At 62.7% G+C, this 13,621-nt stretch carries 13 protein-coding genes; 12 read left to right on the forward strand and 1 reads right to left on the reverse strand.

Annotation, left to right across the window (positions count from 1 at the left end; genetic code table 11):
• Nucleotides 1–67: 67 nt before the first annotated feature.
• Nucleotides 68–1,084: a LacI family DNA-binding transcriptional regulator gene (locus LKE50_03920; GenBank protein ID MCH3967758.1), complete on the reverse strand. Its 1,017-nt coding sequence runs from the start codon at nucleotides 1,082–1,084 to the stop codon at nucleotides 68–70.
• A gap of 347 nt (nucleotides 1,085–1,431) precedes the next feature.
• On the opposite strand from LKE50_03920, the gene LKE50_03925 reads away from it, so the two are divergent.
• From LKE50_03925 to LKE50_03980, 12 genes are all read left to right on the forward strand, one after another.
• Nucleotides 1,432–1,737, forward strand: coding sequence for a PTS lactose/cellobiose transporter subunit IIA (locus LKE50_03925; protein ID MCH3967759.1), 306 nt, complete (start codon nucleotides 1,432–1,434; stop codon nucleotides 1,735–1,737).
• A 73-nt stretch (nucleotides 1,738–1,810) separates the two neighbouring features.
• Entirely contained in the window at nucleotides 1,811–3,583 is a 1,773-nt protein-coding gene (locus LKE50_03930; protein ID MCH3967760.1) for a lactose/cellobiose PTS transporter subunit IIB, read from the forward strand.
• Nucleotides 3,584–3,587: 4 nt separating this feature from the next.
• Nucleotides 3,588–4,994: a 6-phospho-beta-galactosidase gene (lacG, locus tag LKE50_03935; GenBank protein ID MCH3967761.1), complete on the forward strand. Its 1,407-nt coding sequence runs from the start codon at nucleotides 3,588–3,590 to the stop codon at nucleotides 4,992–4,994.
• A gap of 112 nt (nucleotides 4,995–5,106) precedes the next feature.
• The gene (locus LKE50_03940) at nucleotides 5,107–6,162 is read left to right on the forward strand and encodes a galactose mutarotase (GenBank protein MCH3967762.1); all 1,056 of its coding nucleotides are present in this window, start codon (nucleotides 5,107–5,109) and stop codon (nucleotides 6,160–6,162) included.
• 44 nt (nucleotides 6,163–6,206) lie between these two features.
• On the forward strand, nucleotides 6,207–7,406 hold the full coding sequence (locus LKE50_03945) for a galactokinase (protein ID MCH3967763.1): 1,200 nt from the start codon (nucleotides 6,207–6,209) through the stop codon (nucleotides 7,404–7,406).
• Complete coding sequence (locus tag LKE50_03950) at nucleotides 7,394–8,929, forward strand: UDP-glucose--hexose-1-phosphate uridylyltransferase (GenBank protein MCH3967764.1); 1,536 nt, start codon at nucleotides 7,394–7,396, stop codon at nucleotides 8,927–8,929. The genes LKE50_03945 and LKE50_03950 overlap by 13 nt, the downstream gene beginning before the upstream one ends.
• Nucleotides 8,930–9,449: 520 nt before the next feature.
• A complete protein-coding gene (locus LKE50_03955) occupies nucleotides 9,450–9,884 on the forward strand; it encodes a PTS sugar transporter subunit IIA (protein MCH3967765.1) in 435 nt (144 codons plus the stop codon).
• Nucleotides 9,884–10,168, forward strand: coding sequence for a preprotein translocase subunit YajC (locus LKE50_03960; protein ID MCH3967766.1), 285 nt, complete (start codon nucleotides 9,884–9,886; stop codon nucleotides 10,166–10,168). The genes LKE50_03955 and LKE50_03960 overlap by 1 nt, the downstream gene beginning before the upstream one ends.
• Before the next feature lie 61 nt (nucleotides 10,169–10,229).
• Nucleotides 10,230–10,712 (forward strand): PTS N-acetylgalactosamine transporter subunit IIB, encoded by a 483-nt coding sequence (agaB, locus tag LKE50_03965; GenBank protein ID MCH3967767.1) that lies wholly within the window; start codon nucleotides 10,230–10,232, stop codon nucleotides 10,710–10,712.
• Between the two features lie 75 nt (nucleotides 10,713–10,787).
• Nucleotides 10,788–11,588 (forward strand): PTS sugar transporter subunit IIC, encoded by an 801-nt coding sequence (locus LKE50_03970; protein MCH3967768.1) that lies wholly within the window; start codon nucleotides 10,788–10,790, stop codon nucleotides 11,586–11,588.
• The gene (locus LKE50_03975; GenBank protein ID MCH3967769.1) at nucleotides 11,578–12,672 is read left to right on the forward strand and encodes a PTS system mannose/fructose/sorbose family transporter subunit IID; all 1,095 of its coding nucleotides are present in this window, start codon (nucleotides 11,578–11,580) and stop codon (nucleotides 12,670–12,672) included. The genes LKE50_03970 and LKE50_03975 overlap by 11 nt, the downstream gene beginning before the upstream one ends.
• Nucleotides 12,673–12,830: 158 nt before the next feature.
• Nucleotides 12,831–13,604 (forward strand): GntR family transcriptional regulator, encoded by a 774-nt coding sequence (locus LKE50_03980; protein ID MCH3967770.1) that lies wholly within the window; start codon nucleotides 12,831–12,833, stop codon nucleotides 13,602–13,604.
• Nucleotides 13,605–13,621 lie beyond the last annotated feature (17 nt).

The following is a 13,621-nucleotide window of genomic DNA, read 5'->3' on the forward strand; positions in this document are numbered from 1 at the left end:
CGGTCACGGCTATGGCTGTGACCGCTCACGCTCATGTCGGGGGAGATGCATGCACTTCGACCTGGCGCTAGTGGCTTCTCGCGACAGCTACCGTGCTGCGTTCGATGAGCTTTCCGGGGACCAGTATGCTTAGCGGCTCGTGTGCTCCGGACTTGGGGCCGATGACCTTCTCGAAGGCGAGACGGCCTACCTGGTGGTTGTCAAAGCGAACTGTGGTGAGGCTCACGTGAGGGACGATTCCGCCCAATGCGTCATCGACCCCGACGACGCTCACGTCTTCGGGGACACGCTTGCCGGCATCGCGAAGCGCCGCCATGGCCCCATAGGCCATGGCATCGTTCGAGGCGTATATGGCCGTGCATGAGGGATCCCTCGCAAGGGCCGCCCCCGCCTCATAGCCGCTGTCGGCAGACCAATCGCCCCGACGAATCTCCGGTGCGCCGATGCCTGCCTCCGCGAGTGCGTCGTACCAACCCTCCTCGCGCATGGAGCCCGAGATGGACAATGCTGGCCCTGCGATGTGGTGGACCGTCCTGTGACCGTGCTCGAGGAGGTAGCTCACGATCATCTCCGAGCAGCCATGCTGGTCGTTGTCTACCGTCGGGCATGAGGGATGCTCGATCATCGTGAGGATGACGGTCGAGAGTGCAGGAAGTGGCTGGAAGGTGCGGAAGTCCTCGACCATGCGGTTGAGGTTGAAGATCATGCCGTCGACGGGAAGGGCACTCATGCGTCTGGTGGCCTCGGCCAGGGTCTGCGGCTTGTCCTTGTCCATCTCTATGAGGGTGATGGCATAACGCCTCTCCTGGGCTGCAGCGGTGATGCCGGCCAGACGGTCGAGGTTGCCCGTGCTCCTGATGTCAAACATCACGAGCCCTATCGAACGGTAGCTGCCCGTCTTGAGGGAGCGGCCGGCGAAGCTCGGACGATAGCCGATCTCATCCATGACGTCACGGACTCGTTCGGCCGTGTCGGGACGTACGGCCGAGGAGCCGTTCACGACACGTGATACGGTCTGGGTCGAGACGCCGGCCGCGTGGGCGACGTCTGCCATCGAAGCCGAGCGTGTGCCGTTGTTCCCCATCGTGTCCCCTCGCTGTCAGTGGTGCGTCACTCGGTTGGCCCGCTCATGACATATGCATATCCGACCTGTCAGCATGATAACGTAAACACGCATGATGATGGCCCCATGCCGGAACGTGTCGAGCTGGCCGTTGGGGGCTCGTTTGCTACCGTTCGCCACCATCTTCGGGCTGTCACATACTGTCTTCCCCCATTCATGGTAACGTAAACATCGTCAAGGATGTTAGCGTTAACATTCACTGTGTGGGAACAGGAACATGCTCGGTGAAGCGCCCATCCTTGCCCCCTCTTTGGCATTGCGACCGGGAATCGCAATGCCATGCAGAAGACCATGATTGGAGACATGTCATGACGAAGGAAGAGATCCAGCAGGTCAGCTTCGAGATCGTCGCCTACTCAGGCGACGCGCGCACGAAGCTCCTCCAGGCGGTCAAGAAGGCCAAGACCCATGAGTTCGACGAGTCGGCCAAGCTCATCGACGCGGCCCAGGAGTGCATCAACGAGGCCCATAAGTCGCAGACCACCCTGCTCCAGCAGGAGGCGGCTGGCGAGAACAACGAGATCGGCTTCATTACGGTCCACGCCCAGGACCATCTCATGACCACGATGATGCTTCGCGACATCGTGGACACGCTCGTGGACGTGTACCGCTAGGTAGCATCAGTAGCAAGACACCCGGCCGGGATAGGGCCCGACCGGGCATACGCAACTCCGGAAGGGGAGTCACATGGACAAGCTTATCGCGCAGATCGAGAAGGGGAAGCCCTTCTTCGACAAACTCGCGCGCAACAAGTACCTGAAGTCGATTCGAGACGGCTTCATGTCGGCGATGCCGATCATCATCTTCTCGTCGATCTTCCTGCTCGTTGCAGACGTTCCTGCCATCTGGGGCTTCACGTGGCCCGACGACATCCAGACCATGCTCATGAAGCCGTATAACTACTCGATGGGCATCCTCTCGCTCGTCGTGGCCGCGAGCACGGCCAAGCACTTCACGGATGCGCTCAACCGTGACATGCCGATCAACAACCAGATCAACTTCATCTCGACGATGATCGCCGCCATCGTGGGCTTCCTCATCCTGTCGAGCGACGCCATCTCGATCGCGGTCTCTGACACCGTGACCGTCTCGGGCTTCGACAGCAGCTACCTTGGCAGCAAGGGCCTGCTCACCGCCTTCATCGCGGCGTTCGTCGTGGGATGGTTCTACAAGCTCTTCGTGGGCCACAACATCACGATCAAGATGCCCAAGGAGGTCCCGCCCAACATCTCGCAGGCCTTCAAGGACATCATCCCGTTCTCTGCCGCCATCCTCTTCTTCTGGCTCTTCGACCACTTCTTCCGCATGGCCTTCGGCTACTGCTTCGCCCAGGGCGTCATCCAGGTGTTCCAGCCCATCTTCACCGCCGCTGACGGGTATCTCGGACTTGCCATCATCTACGGCGCCATGTCCCTGTTCTGGTTCGTCGGTGTCCACGGCCCCTCGATCGTCGAGCCTGCCATCGAGGTCGCGCTCCTCTCGGGCATGACCGACAACCTCGCAGCTGTCCAGGCTGGCGTGCACGCCACGCATGCCCTCTCGCTTGCCTCCCAGTACTTCGTGGTCTGCCTCGGCGGTACCGGCGCCACGCTCGTGGTCTGCCTGATGTTCGCCTTCCTGGCCAAGTCCAAGGAGATGAAGGCCATCGGTCGCGCGTCCGCGATCCCCGTGCTCTTCAACGTGAACGAGCCCTTCCTGTTCGGCGCGCCCATGATCTTGAACCCCGTGTTCTTCATCCCGTTCATCTTCACCCCGATCCTGAACATCTGGCTCTTCAAGTTCTTCATCGACTTCCTCGGCATGAACGGCCTCATCTACACGCTGCCCTGGACCACCCCGGGCCCCCTGGGAATCATCCTCTCGAGCGGCCTCGCACCCATGGCCATCGTCTTCACCGTATGCGTGCTCGCGCTCGACTTCGTGTGCTACTTCCCGTTCTTCAAGGTCTATGACAAGCAGATGTGTGATGCGGAGGCCGAGAACCTCAACGAGGAGGCCATCGCCGAGAAGGCCGCCAAGATGAACGACGCCTTCCAGGGCAAGACCAGCGCCGAGGCCGTCGCTGCCGTGGCCGCACCTGCCGGTGGCACCGCTGCCGTGGCCGCACCTGCTGCAACGGGTGACTTCGCTGACCTCGCAGGAAAGAAGGTCCTGGTGCTCTGCGCTGGTGGCGGCACGAGCGGGCTTCTCGCCAACGCCCTTGCCAAGGCCGCCAAGGAGCGTGACCTCGACCTCGAGACGGCTGCCGGCTCCTATGGTGCGCACCTCGACATCATGCCCAACTTCGACCTCGTCGTCCTCGCGCCCCAGGTGGCCTCGTACTACGAGGACCTTAAGAAGGACGCGGCCCGCATGGACGTGGCCACGGTCGCCTGCGAGGGCAAGCAGTACATCGACCTCACCCGTGACGGCGAGGCAGCGCTGAGGTTCGTCTCTGACACCCTCAAGGCCCAGGAGTAGCGACATGAGATTCGCTGACGACTTCATCTTCGGCGGCGCGACCGCTGCCTACCAGTGTGAGGGCGAGACGCTCACGCACGGCAAGGGCAAGGTCGCCTGGGACGACTTCCTGGCCGACAAGGGCCGCTTCACGGCGGATCCTGCGAGCGACTTCTACAACCAGTATCCCGAGGACCTCAGGCTCTGCCAGATGTTCGGCGTGAACGGCATCCGCATCTCCATCGCGTGGACGCGCATCTTCCCGGACGGCACCGGTGCCGTGAACCCCGAGGGTGTCAAGTTCTACCATGACCTGTTCGCCGAGTGCCACAGGCGTGGTGTGGAGCCCTTCGTGACGCTGCACCACTTCGACACGCCCGACCGCCTCTTCCAGGATGGCGACTTCCTGAACCGTGCCACCATCGATGCCTTCGTGGACTACGCGAGGTTCTGCTTCGAGGAGTACGCGGACGACGTCACCTACTGGTTCACGTTCAACGAGATCTGGGCCGTCGCCACCAACCAGTACATCGAGGGGACCTTCCCCAACGGCGTGCAGTGCAGGCTCGACCTGGCCTTCCAGTGCATGCACAACATGATGGTCGCTCATGCCAAGGCCGTCGTCGCCTACAAGGAGGCCGGCTATGCCGGCAAGATCGGCGTGGTCCAGTCGCTCGAGTCCAAGTACCCGGACGACCCCTCCAAGCCGGCTGACGTCGCCGCTGCCAAGAACGAGGACGTACTCGAGAACCAGTTCCTGCTTGACGCCACCTTCGACGGGAGCTATTCGCCGGAGACCATGGCGGTCGCGAACAGGCTGGTCGCCCTCTCGGGGGGCAGCCTCGACATCACCGACGATGACCTCGCGGTCATGGGCAAGGCGGCCCCGCTCAACGACTATCTGGGAATGAACTACTACCAGAGCCGTTTCCTCAAGGCCTATGACGGCCCCAACGACATCCACCACAACGCCACCGGTGAGGCGGGCACGGAGCGCTTCCGCCTGGCAGGCGTGGGGGAGCGCGTCGAGAAGGACGGCATCCCTCGCACCGACTGGGACTGGCTGATCTACCCGCAGGGCATGTATGACATGATCATGCGCATCACCCGTCAGTGGCCTGGCTACAAGGCGATCTACATCACCGAGAACGGCATGGGCTACAAGGATGACTTCCAGGATGGCGTGATCGATGACGAGCCGCGCATCGACTACATCAAGCAGCATCTCGAGTGGCTGCTCAAGGCAGTGGACGAGGGCGCCAACGTCAAGGGCTACTTCGTCTGGTCGCTCATGGACATGTTCTCGTGGACCAACGGCTACAACAAGCGCTATGGCCTGTTCTACGTGGACTTCAAGACAGGGAAGCGCTATCCCAAGGCCTCTGCCTACTGGTACAAGCGCGTCGCGCTCCATCACTCGCTTGAGGCCTAATAACATGTTAATATAACAACCATACGGTCAGGGTCGGTAGGTCCGCGTGCGGTCGACATAGCTAAGATTGTCTCGACTATGGAGGACCGCACGCGGACAGCAGGAGGTCAGGATGGTTACTACCGAACACTTTGGTATCACGGAGGATGGGCGCGACTTCTCACTCTTCACCCTGGAGGCGGCCGGGATCACGGCCAAGGTCTCCGACTTCGGGGCGGTGCTCACCTCCATCCTGGCCCCCGATGCCGCAGGCACGCTGGCCGACTGCGTCCTCGGCTTCGACGACGGTGCGGACTACCTCACCAACAAGGACTTCTTCGGTGCCCTTGCAGGCCCGATCGCCAACCGCACGGCCGGCGCCGAGCTCGAGCTCGGCGGCAGGACCTATCACCTCGTCAAGAACGAGGGTGAGAACAACAACCACACCGACTTCGACCGCGGGCTGCACAAGCAGCTCTGGGACGTCGTCGAGGTGGGGGAGTCCTCCGTCACGTTCGGCATCGACCTTGCGGACGGCGTCTACGGGCTCCCCGGGAACCGCCGCTTCACGGTGACCTATGAGGTCACGCCAGACGCTCGCGTGCGGGTGCACATCCATGCCACGACGGATGCCGAGACCTGCATCAACGCGACGAGCCACACCTACTTCAACATCGCGGGCGCGGGCAAGGGCGTCCATGACGTGCTCGACCAGGAGCTCCAGGTCTGGGGATCGCACTTCATCCCGGTCGGCCCGGGCTCCATCCCCACGGGAGAGATTCGTCCCGTCGCGGGCACCCCGTTCGACTTCACCGCGGGCAAGCCCATCGGGCGTGACCTCGCTGCCGACGACGAGCAGCTCAAGCTGTGCGGTGGCTACGACCATGCCTTCTGCGTCGATGGCTATGACGGGAAGGGGACCGTGGCGCATGCCCTGCGCATCTGCGATCCGGCAAGCGGCCGCGTGATGGACGTCTGGACCACCCAGCCCGGTGTCCAGACCTACACCGGCAACTACCTCGGGGGTCTCACGGGCCACGACGGCGCGGTCTATGAGCCGCGCGACGGCATCGCCTTCGAGGCCCAGTTCTACGCCGACTCCCCGCACCACGCAGGCTTCCCGCAGGACATCTTCGGGCCGGAGCAGGACTTCGACTCGGTCATAGAGTTCGCGTTCTCAGTGCAGTAGACTGAGTCCGATACTTATGCAACCAGTTTTATGAAAGGGACCCCATGAAGAGCATCGAGGACCGTCGCGCTGCCATCCTGCCTGCCTTCGACGAGCGCTACGGTACTTCCGAGCGCCCGCTCGTGTCCGTGCACGCACCCGCGCGCACGGAGATCGCAGGGAACCACACCGACCATGAGGGTGGGACCGTAGTGGCAGGTGCGCTCGACCGCTCGATCGAGGGGGTGGCTGCGGCCAACGGGTCGAACGTGATACGGGTCACCAGCATGGGGTTCGACCCCATCGAGGTCGATCTCTCGTCGCTCGACGCCGATCCTTCCGAGCAGGTCTCAACGGCCTCGCTCGTCCGGGGCATGGCTCACGAGCTCGCCTCTACGGGGCGCACGCCTGCTGGTTTCGACCTCGTCTGTGAGAGTGACATCCCGGCAGGAGGGGGACTCTCCTCCTCCGCCGCCTTCGAGTGCATGACAGGCCGTGCCATGGAGCTCCTCTGGCCCGGACGCGACGTTGAGGCCATCGAGCTCGCGCAGATGGCGCAGCGTGCCGAGAACGACTACTTCGGCAAGCCCTGCGGCCTCATGGACCAGCTCTCGGTCGCGCTGGGCGGCATAGCCCACATGGGCTTCTCGGATCCCGCGGTGCCCGCCTTCGAGCGCCTCGACTTCGACTTCGAGGCCGCGGGCTATGCCATCTGCCTCGTCGACGTGGGCTGCGACCACAGCCAGTTCACGGACGAGTACGCTGCGGTCCCGCAGGAGATGCATGCCGTCGCACAGGCCTTGGGTGCCGAGCGCCTGGGGGACGTGGAGAAGGCCAGCTTCGAGTCGCAGATTCCTGTGCTCCGTGAGCGTCTCGGGGACCGGGCGGTGCTTCGTGCCCTCCACTACTGGCGCGAGGACGAGCTCGTCTCCGCCCGCTGGGACGCCCTGGTGGCCGGCGACATGCCTGCCTTCCTTGCGGCCACGCGTGCGTCCGGTGCGAGCAGCGCCATGTTTCTGCAGAACGTCGCTTGCGGCGACACCTATCAGCCTGCGATGGTCGCGCTCGCCTTGGCCGAGGACGTCCTGGACGGCCGTGGTGCCGCGCGCATCCATGGCGGCGGCTTCGGTGGCTCCATCCAGGTGTTCGTGCCGCTCGACCTCGTCGGTCGCTTCTCGGAGGCCATGGACGGGTGGCTGGGCGATGGCGCCTGCGCCCGCTACGCCATCTCCCCTGAGGGGGCATCCTCGTCATGGCTTCGATAGACCTGGCGCGGACCATTTCCTTACTTGTGGACTACACGGTCGCGAACGGCCTCGTCGAGGAGGGGGACCGACTCTGGGCGTACAACCAGGTCCTCGAGGTCGTGGGGTCCATGGGGCCGGGTCCCGACGTCTCGCACATGGACTTCTCGTCGGCCTTCGACCTCGATGCCACGCTTGCATGCCTGTCTGACGTCGCCGTCACGAACGGTCGCTACGAGGATACCGCCTCCGGACGCGACCGTGCCTCCATGGCCATCATGGGTCGGCTGATGCCACGCCCCTCCGAGGTCGACGCCACCTTCGAGCGGCTTCGCGCCGTCTCCCCCAAGGATGCGACCGACTGGTTCTATCGGCTCTCGTGTGACGTGGGTTACGTCCGTCGCTCGGCCATCGCCAGGAACGTCGCCTGGTCCACGCCGACGCAGTGGGGCGACCTCGAGATCACGATAAACCTCTCCAAGCCCGAGAAGGACCCACGCGACATCGCGGCCGCCGGTGCGGCGCATGACACGGGCGAGGCCTATCCGGCCTGCCAGCTCTGCATGACCAACGAGGGGTACGCCGGTCGAGCCGCGGCCGCCCCGGGAGGGTCCCATCCCGCCCGCCAGAACCTGAGGATCGTTCCCATCGAGCTCGGCGGTGAGCGGTGGGGCCTCCAGTACAGCCCCTATGCCTATTTCGCAGAGCACTGCATCGCGATGAGCCCCATCCATCGTCCGATGCATGTGGACGAGGGGAACCTCTCGCGCCTGCTCGACTTCGTCGACCTCTTCCCACGGTACTTCGTAGGCTCGAACGCCGACCTCCCCATCGTGGGCGGCTCGATCCTGTCGCATGACCACTTCCAGGGAGGTCTCCACACCTTCCCGATGATGCGGGCGCCCGAGGTCCGTCGCGTGCGCCTCGAGGGCTTCGATGACGTCGGCTGCCATGAGGTCAAGTGGCCGTTGAGCGTCCTCAGGGTCTCGGGGACGGACCGGTCCCGCGTGCTCGCCGCCGCGACGCATGTGATCGATGCCTGGCGTGGCTACTCCGACCCTTCGGCCGGCATCGTCGCCGCGACTGGCGAGACCCGTCATAACACGGTGACGCCCATCGTCTGGCGGCGCGGTGACGAGTATGTCATCGACCTTGCTCTGAGGTGCAACGTGACCACGCCCGACCACCCGCTGGGGACGTTCCATCCGCACGAGCAGTGGCATCACATCAAGAGGGAGAACATTGGCCTCATCGAGGTCATGGGCCTGGCCATCCTACCTGGAAGGCTCCAGGCCGAGCTCGCGGCCGTACGCTCCCATCTGCTCGACGGCACCTCGCTCGAGGACGATCCGCTCGCTGCGGCACATGCGACGTGGGCCCACGAGGTCGCCGGACGTCACCCGGACCTTGCCGCAGACGATGCCGATGCGACCCTCCGGGACGAGGTCGGCCAGGTCTTCGGTCATGTGCTCGAGGACGCGGGCGTCTTCAAGTGGGACGAGGAGGGCAGGGCTGCGTCGGCCCGCTTCACGGACGGCCTCTAGCCTCGCCACATACATACGCTCGAGAAGCCCCCTGATCCACGCCTGGCCAGGGGGCTTCTTGCCGAGTAGGGCGAGGACCGCCCGAGCAGGGGTCTGGCACAGGGCGAACGGGGCTGTTCCCAACAACCGTTCACCGGCTTTTTGGAAACATTTCGTCCCCAATCTCGATTTCCCCACAGGTCCTTGAAATCTAATACCAGTTTGGTTCGAGGTTCATACCACCGCAGGGTACGGGCCGAGCATATGTTTTTGTTCCTTCGAGGACATGTCAGATTCTTTCGTTCTGAATTCCTGATTGTGAATAGCTGGAAACCACCAGGTAAAACGGTTTTCTAACCGGCGAACGGTCGCTATTATCGGGTGTGTGGTCAGTGAGGCCGCTCGTTTTGACGCTTCTTGACCGGCCTTTTGCAACTGGTAAACTGTGCATTGACTGATTACCTGGTTACTACCAGTTGCATCCGTGGTATGAACCAGACAGATTCAAGTCGGTATCCAGAGAGAGACGAGAGGAACAACCATGGTAGGAGTCGTCCTAACAGGTCACGGCAAGTTCGCACCAGGTCTGGCAAGCGCCCTCGAGATGGTCGCCGGTCCACAGTCGAGCTTCTCCGTCGTTCCCTTTGACGAGTCGGCAGCGGGCGAGTACGCTTCCGTCCTCCGCGACGCGATTGGCGAGCTCGTGCAGCATAACGATGGCGTGCTCGTGTACGTCGACCTCCTGGGAGGGACCCCCTTCAACCAGGCGATGCTCGACGCCGCATCCATCCCGCATGTCGAGGTCGTCACCGGCACCAACCTCCCCATGCTCATCGAGTCCATGCTGACGCGAGGGTCTGACACCACCCTCAACGAGATGGTCGAGACCTCGCTCAAGGTCGGCAGGGCCGGCATCGATCACAAGACCCTCGAGAACACCTCGCCTGAGGAGAGCTTCGACGAGGGCGGCATCTGATGGACATCGCGCAGAGCATCCTCGGCGCTTCCATCGCGCTTCTCATCTTCCTGGGGGTCGGCGGCCTCATCTATACCATCTGGAGCCGTGGCAAGGTCAAGCGCCAGAAGGGTTACTACGAGGACATCCACAAGAACCTCTCCAACGGTCAGCGCGTCATGTTCTCGGATGGTCTGTTCGGTGTGGTCCAGCGCGTCGGCAAGGAGACGTGCGACGTGAAGGTGAAGGGCGGCACGGTCATCGAGGTGTCACGCTTCGCCATCCAGGAGATCGTGAAGAAGTAGCACATGCGGTAACGACTCTTCGGCCGCTCCGACCGAGGACACAAGAGAGAGAAGGCACTACATGAGTGAGCCGAACATCCTGCTGACCCGCATCGACAACCGTCTCATCCACGGCCAGGTCGCAACCCAGTGGAACGGATCGCTGGGAGCCAACCTGATCCTCGTCGCCAACGATGCGGTCGCCACCGACAAGATGCGTCAGGGCCTGATGGACATGGCAGCCCCCACGGGCGTCGCCACGCGTTACTTCTCGATCGAGAAGACCATCGAGGTCATCCACAAGGCTGCGCCACGGCAGCACATCTTCATCATCTGTGAGACCCCAGAAGATGTGTTGAGGCTCGTCAAGGGGGGAGTGCCGATCAAGAAGGTCAACATCGGCAACATGCACATGGCTGAGGGCAAGCGGCAGGTCGCCACGTCCGTGGCAGTGAACGACGAGGACGTCGCCGCCTTCAAGGAGCTGCAGGGGATGGGGGTGGAGCTTGAGATTCGGCGTGTTCCCAGCATCCCTGCTGAGAACACGAACAAGCTGTTCGACTAAGGGGGTCGGGCAGCCTTAGGCCGTGGCGGGCCCGCGGGTCCGTCACACAATGCACTTCGAAAGGAGGAAAGGGAGATGGAGTATAGCGTCCTTCAGATAGCCCTGGTCTTCATCGTCACGTTCATTTGTGCAATCGACCAGTTCAGCTTCCTCGAGTCGCTGTATCAGCCAATTGTGACCGGCATGGTCATTGGCCTCATCTTGGGAGATGTCCAGACCGGCCTCATCGTCGGTGGCACCTACCAGCTGATGACCATCGGCAACATGCCTGTCGGAGGTGCCCAGCCGCCCAACGCGGTGATCGGTGGCATCATGGCTGCTGTCCTGGCCATCGCGAGCGGGCTCGAGCCCACCGCGGCAGTTGCGACGGCAATCCCGTTCTCACTGCTCGGTCAGTACGGCGTCACCCTGATCTTCACGATCATGTCGCCGCTCATGACCACGGCTGACAACTATGCGCACGAGGCCAACACCAAGGGCATCGAGCGTCTGAACTACCTGGCCATGGCTGCACTCGGCCTGATCTTCGGCGTCGTCGTCACCCTGTTCTTCATCGGTGGCGCCACGTTCGGCAAGACCGTCGCTGCCATGATCCCGACCTGGCTCTCCGGAGGCCTCTCCGCAGCTGGTGGCATGATGCGCTTCGTCGGCTTCGCCATCCTGCTCAAGGTCATGGTTTCCACCGAGATGTGGGGCTTCTACTTCATGGGCTTCGCCATGGCGAACATCGTCGTCGCCAACGATTCCCTCTCGAGCCCTGCACTGATCATCCTGGCGCTCATCGGCTTTGCCCTGGCCTTCTGGGACTACCAGATCCAGACCAAGTTCAAGACCGCTGGCCCTGCTATTGCTGGAGGTGAGGAAGATGGCATCTGAAACCTACGTCATTCCTGATCACTATCAGGACCTCACGCCCGCTGAGCCTCTGGACCAGAAGACGCTCAACAAGATGGTCTGGCGTTCGCTGTTCCTGCAGGCATCGTTCAACTACGAGAGAATGCAGGCCTGCGGCTGGCTGTATGGCATCCTTCCTGGTCTGGAGAAGATCCACACCAACAAGGACGACCTCGCGGCTTCCATGAGCCACAACATGGAGTTCTTCAACACGCACCCGTTCCTCGTCACGTTCGTCATGGGCATCGTGCTGTCGCTCGAGCAGAACAAGGTGGACATCCCCACCATCCGCGCCGTCCGCGTGTCCGCGATGGGCCCGCTCGGTGGCATCGGTGACGCCATCTTCTGGTTCACGCTCGTCCCCATCACGGCCGGCATCACGTCGAACATGGCCATCTCCGGCAGCATCGCCGCACCGTTCATCTTCCTGATCATCTTCAACGTCGTTCAGTTCGTCGTCCGCTTCTGGCTGATGAACTGGTCGTACAAGATGGGCACCAACGCGATCAGCATGCTGACCGAGAATGCCAAGGAGTTCACGCGTGCGGCCTCCATCCTCGGCGTCTTCGTCGTGGGCTGCCTCACCGTCTGCTATGGCGGCACCAAGCTCGGCCTCCTCATCCCCAACGGCACCACCAACACCGCTACGGCAGAGTCCGCGGTCGTTACCAACCAGTCCCTCGAGGCTGGCGACTACGACACGTACCTGTTTGGCAGCAATGCTGATGGCTCCCAGGGTACCTACAAGGAGTACACGGCCGACGCCGAGAGCGTGACCATGCTCACCGGCACCACCGCCGCTGGCGATGACGCCACCGCCGCCGTCACTGACCTCGGCAACGGCAGCAGCTCCATCACGTTCATCCAGAACGTCGAGTCCGCCGTCAACATCGACATCCAGTCGATCCTCGACGGCATCTGCCCCAAGCTCATCCCGCTTGGCATCACCATGCTTCTCTACATGCTGATGGCCAAGAAGAACTGGACCCCCATCAAGTGCATCTGCCTCGTCCTGGCGATCGGACTTGTTGGCTCCGGCTTCGGGCTTTGGGTCTCGATCTGGTAGGACCGTTCCACGAGTCCCCACGGGGCGTGCGGCGGGAGGCTTCCTGTCGCACGCCCCACACGGAGCCAGGTGCATGGGCCACGCATCAAGGTCCCGCAGAGCTCCTGCATGACGTGTTTCTCCCATAGGGTATGCGCCTCCCGTCCGGTGGGTCGCATATGGCACGAAGTACCGGACACGAGCGCAAGCGAGGGAAGCCCACCGTGGGTACCGTGTCGAAAAAGCAGCCTCTCTACGACCAGCTGGTCGACATCCTGCGGGATAAGATCGACAACGAGCTGCGTCCCAACGACCTGCTCCCCTCCGAGCGCGAGCTCTCCCAGCAGTACGGGCTGTCCCGCACCACCGTACGCCTCGCGCTCCAGGAGCTCGAGAACCTCGGGCTCATCTATCGCAAGCATGGCAAGGGCACGTTCGTGGCCGACTTCGGCGACAACGTGACGAACCTCTCCCAGACATACAGCTTCACGGAGCAGATGCGTGAGCTGGGAAGGGTTCCTAAGACGACCATTCTCGAGTTCACCAAGCTCGAAGCCAATAAGTACCTCGCGAACCACATGAACATCCACATGGGCGACAAGGTCTTCACGATGAAGCGCCTCCGTGCCGCCGATGGCATCCCGATGATGGTGGAGCGCTCGTACCTCCCGGTACGGAACTTCATGTCGCTCACGGTGGAGGACGTCCGTTCGAAGCCCCTCTATGAGCTCATCGAGAAGGACTACCACGAGCAGATCCGCGTGGCCGAGGAGGAGTTCTCGGCGAGCATCGCGCGCCTGGAGGACGCTCGTCTCCTGGGCATCAACGAGGGGTCGCCCGTGCTCAACCTGGTCAGGACCACGTACAACGAGGGCAACGAGATCATCGAGTTCACGCTCTCGGTGGCCAGGGCCGACCAGTTCAAGTACCGCGTCTCGCACTACCGCTCGTAGCGGCGCACGGGTGCCGG

The organism is Atopobiaceae bacterium (genome assembly GCA_022483015.1).
Taxonomy (GTDB): Bacteria; Actinomycetota; Coriobacteriia; order Coriobacteriales; family Atopobiaceae; genus JALCUE01.

Coding starts and splice junctions, on each gene's coding strand:
- LKE50_03960 (MCH3967766.1), top strand. CDS start 9,884: ATGGACATCGCGCAGAGCATCCTCGGCGCTTCCATCGCGCTTCTCATC.
- LKE50_03950 (MCH3967764.1), top strand. CDS start 7,394: ATGGCTTCGATAGACCTGGCGCGGACCATTTCCTTACTTGTGGACTAC.
- LKE50_03940 (MCH3967762.1), top strand. CDS start 5,107: ATGGTTACTACCGAACACTTTGGTATCACGGAGGATGGGCGCGACTTC.
- LKE50_03975 (MCH3967769.1), top strand. CDS start 11,578: ATGGCATCTGAAACCTACGTCATTCCTGATCACTATCAGGACCTCACG.
- LKE50_03920 (MCH3967758.1), bottom strand. CDS start 1,084: ATGGGGAACAACGGCACACGCTCGGCTTCGATGGCAGACGTCGCCCAC.
- LKE50_03955 (MCH3967765.1), top strand. CDS start 9,450: ATGGTAGGAGTCGTCCTAACAGGTCACGGCAAGTTCGCACCAGGTCTG.
- LKE50_03945 (MCH3967763.1), top strand. CDS start 6,207: ATGAAGAGCATCGAGGACCGTCGCGCTGCCATCCTGCCTGCCTTCGAC.
- agaB (MCH3967767.1), top strand. CDS start 10,230: ATGAGTGAGCCGAACATCCTGCTGACCCGCATCGACAACCGTCTCATC.
- LKE50_03925 (MCH3967759.1), top strand. CDS start 1,432: ATGACGAAGGAAGAGATCCAGCAGGTCAGCTTCGAGATCGTCGCCTAC.
- lacG (MCH3967761.1), top strand. CDS start 3,588: ATGAGATTCGCTGACGACTTCATCTTCGGCGGCGCGACCGCTGCCTAC.
- LKE50_03930 (MCH3967760.1), top strand. CDS start 1,811: ATGGACAAGCTTATCGCGCAGATCGAGAAGGGGAAGCCCTTCTTCGAC.
- LKE50_03970 (MCH3967768.1), top strand. CDS start 10,788: ATGGAGTATAGCGTCCTTCAGATAGCCCTGGTCTTCATCGTCACGTTC.
- LKE50_03980 (MCH3967770.1), top strand. CDS start 12,831: ATGGCACGAAGTACCGGACACGAGCGCAAGCGAGGGAAGCCCACCGTG.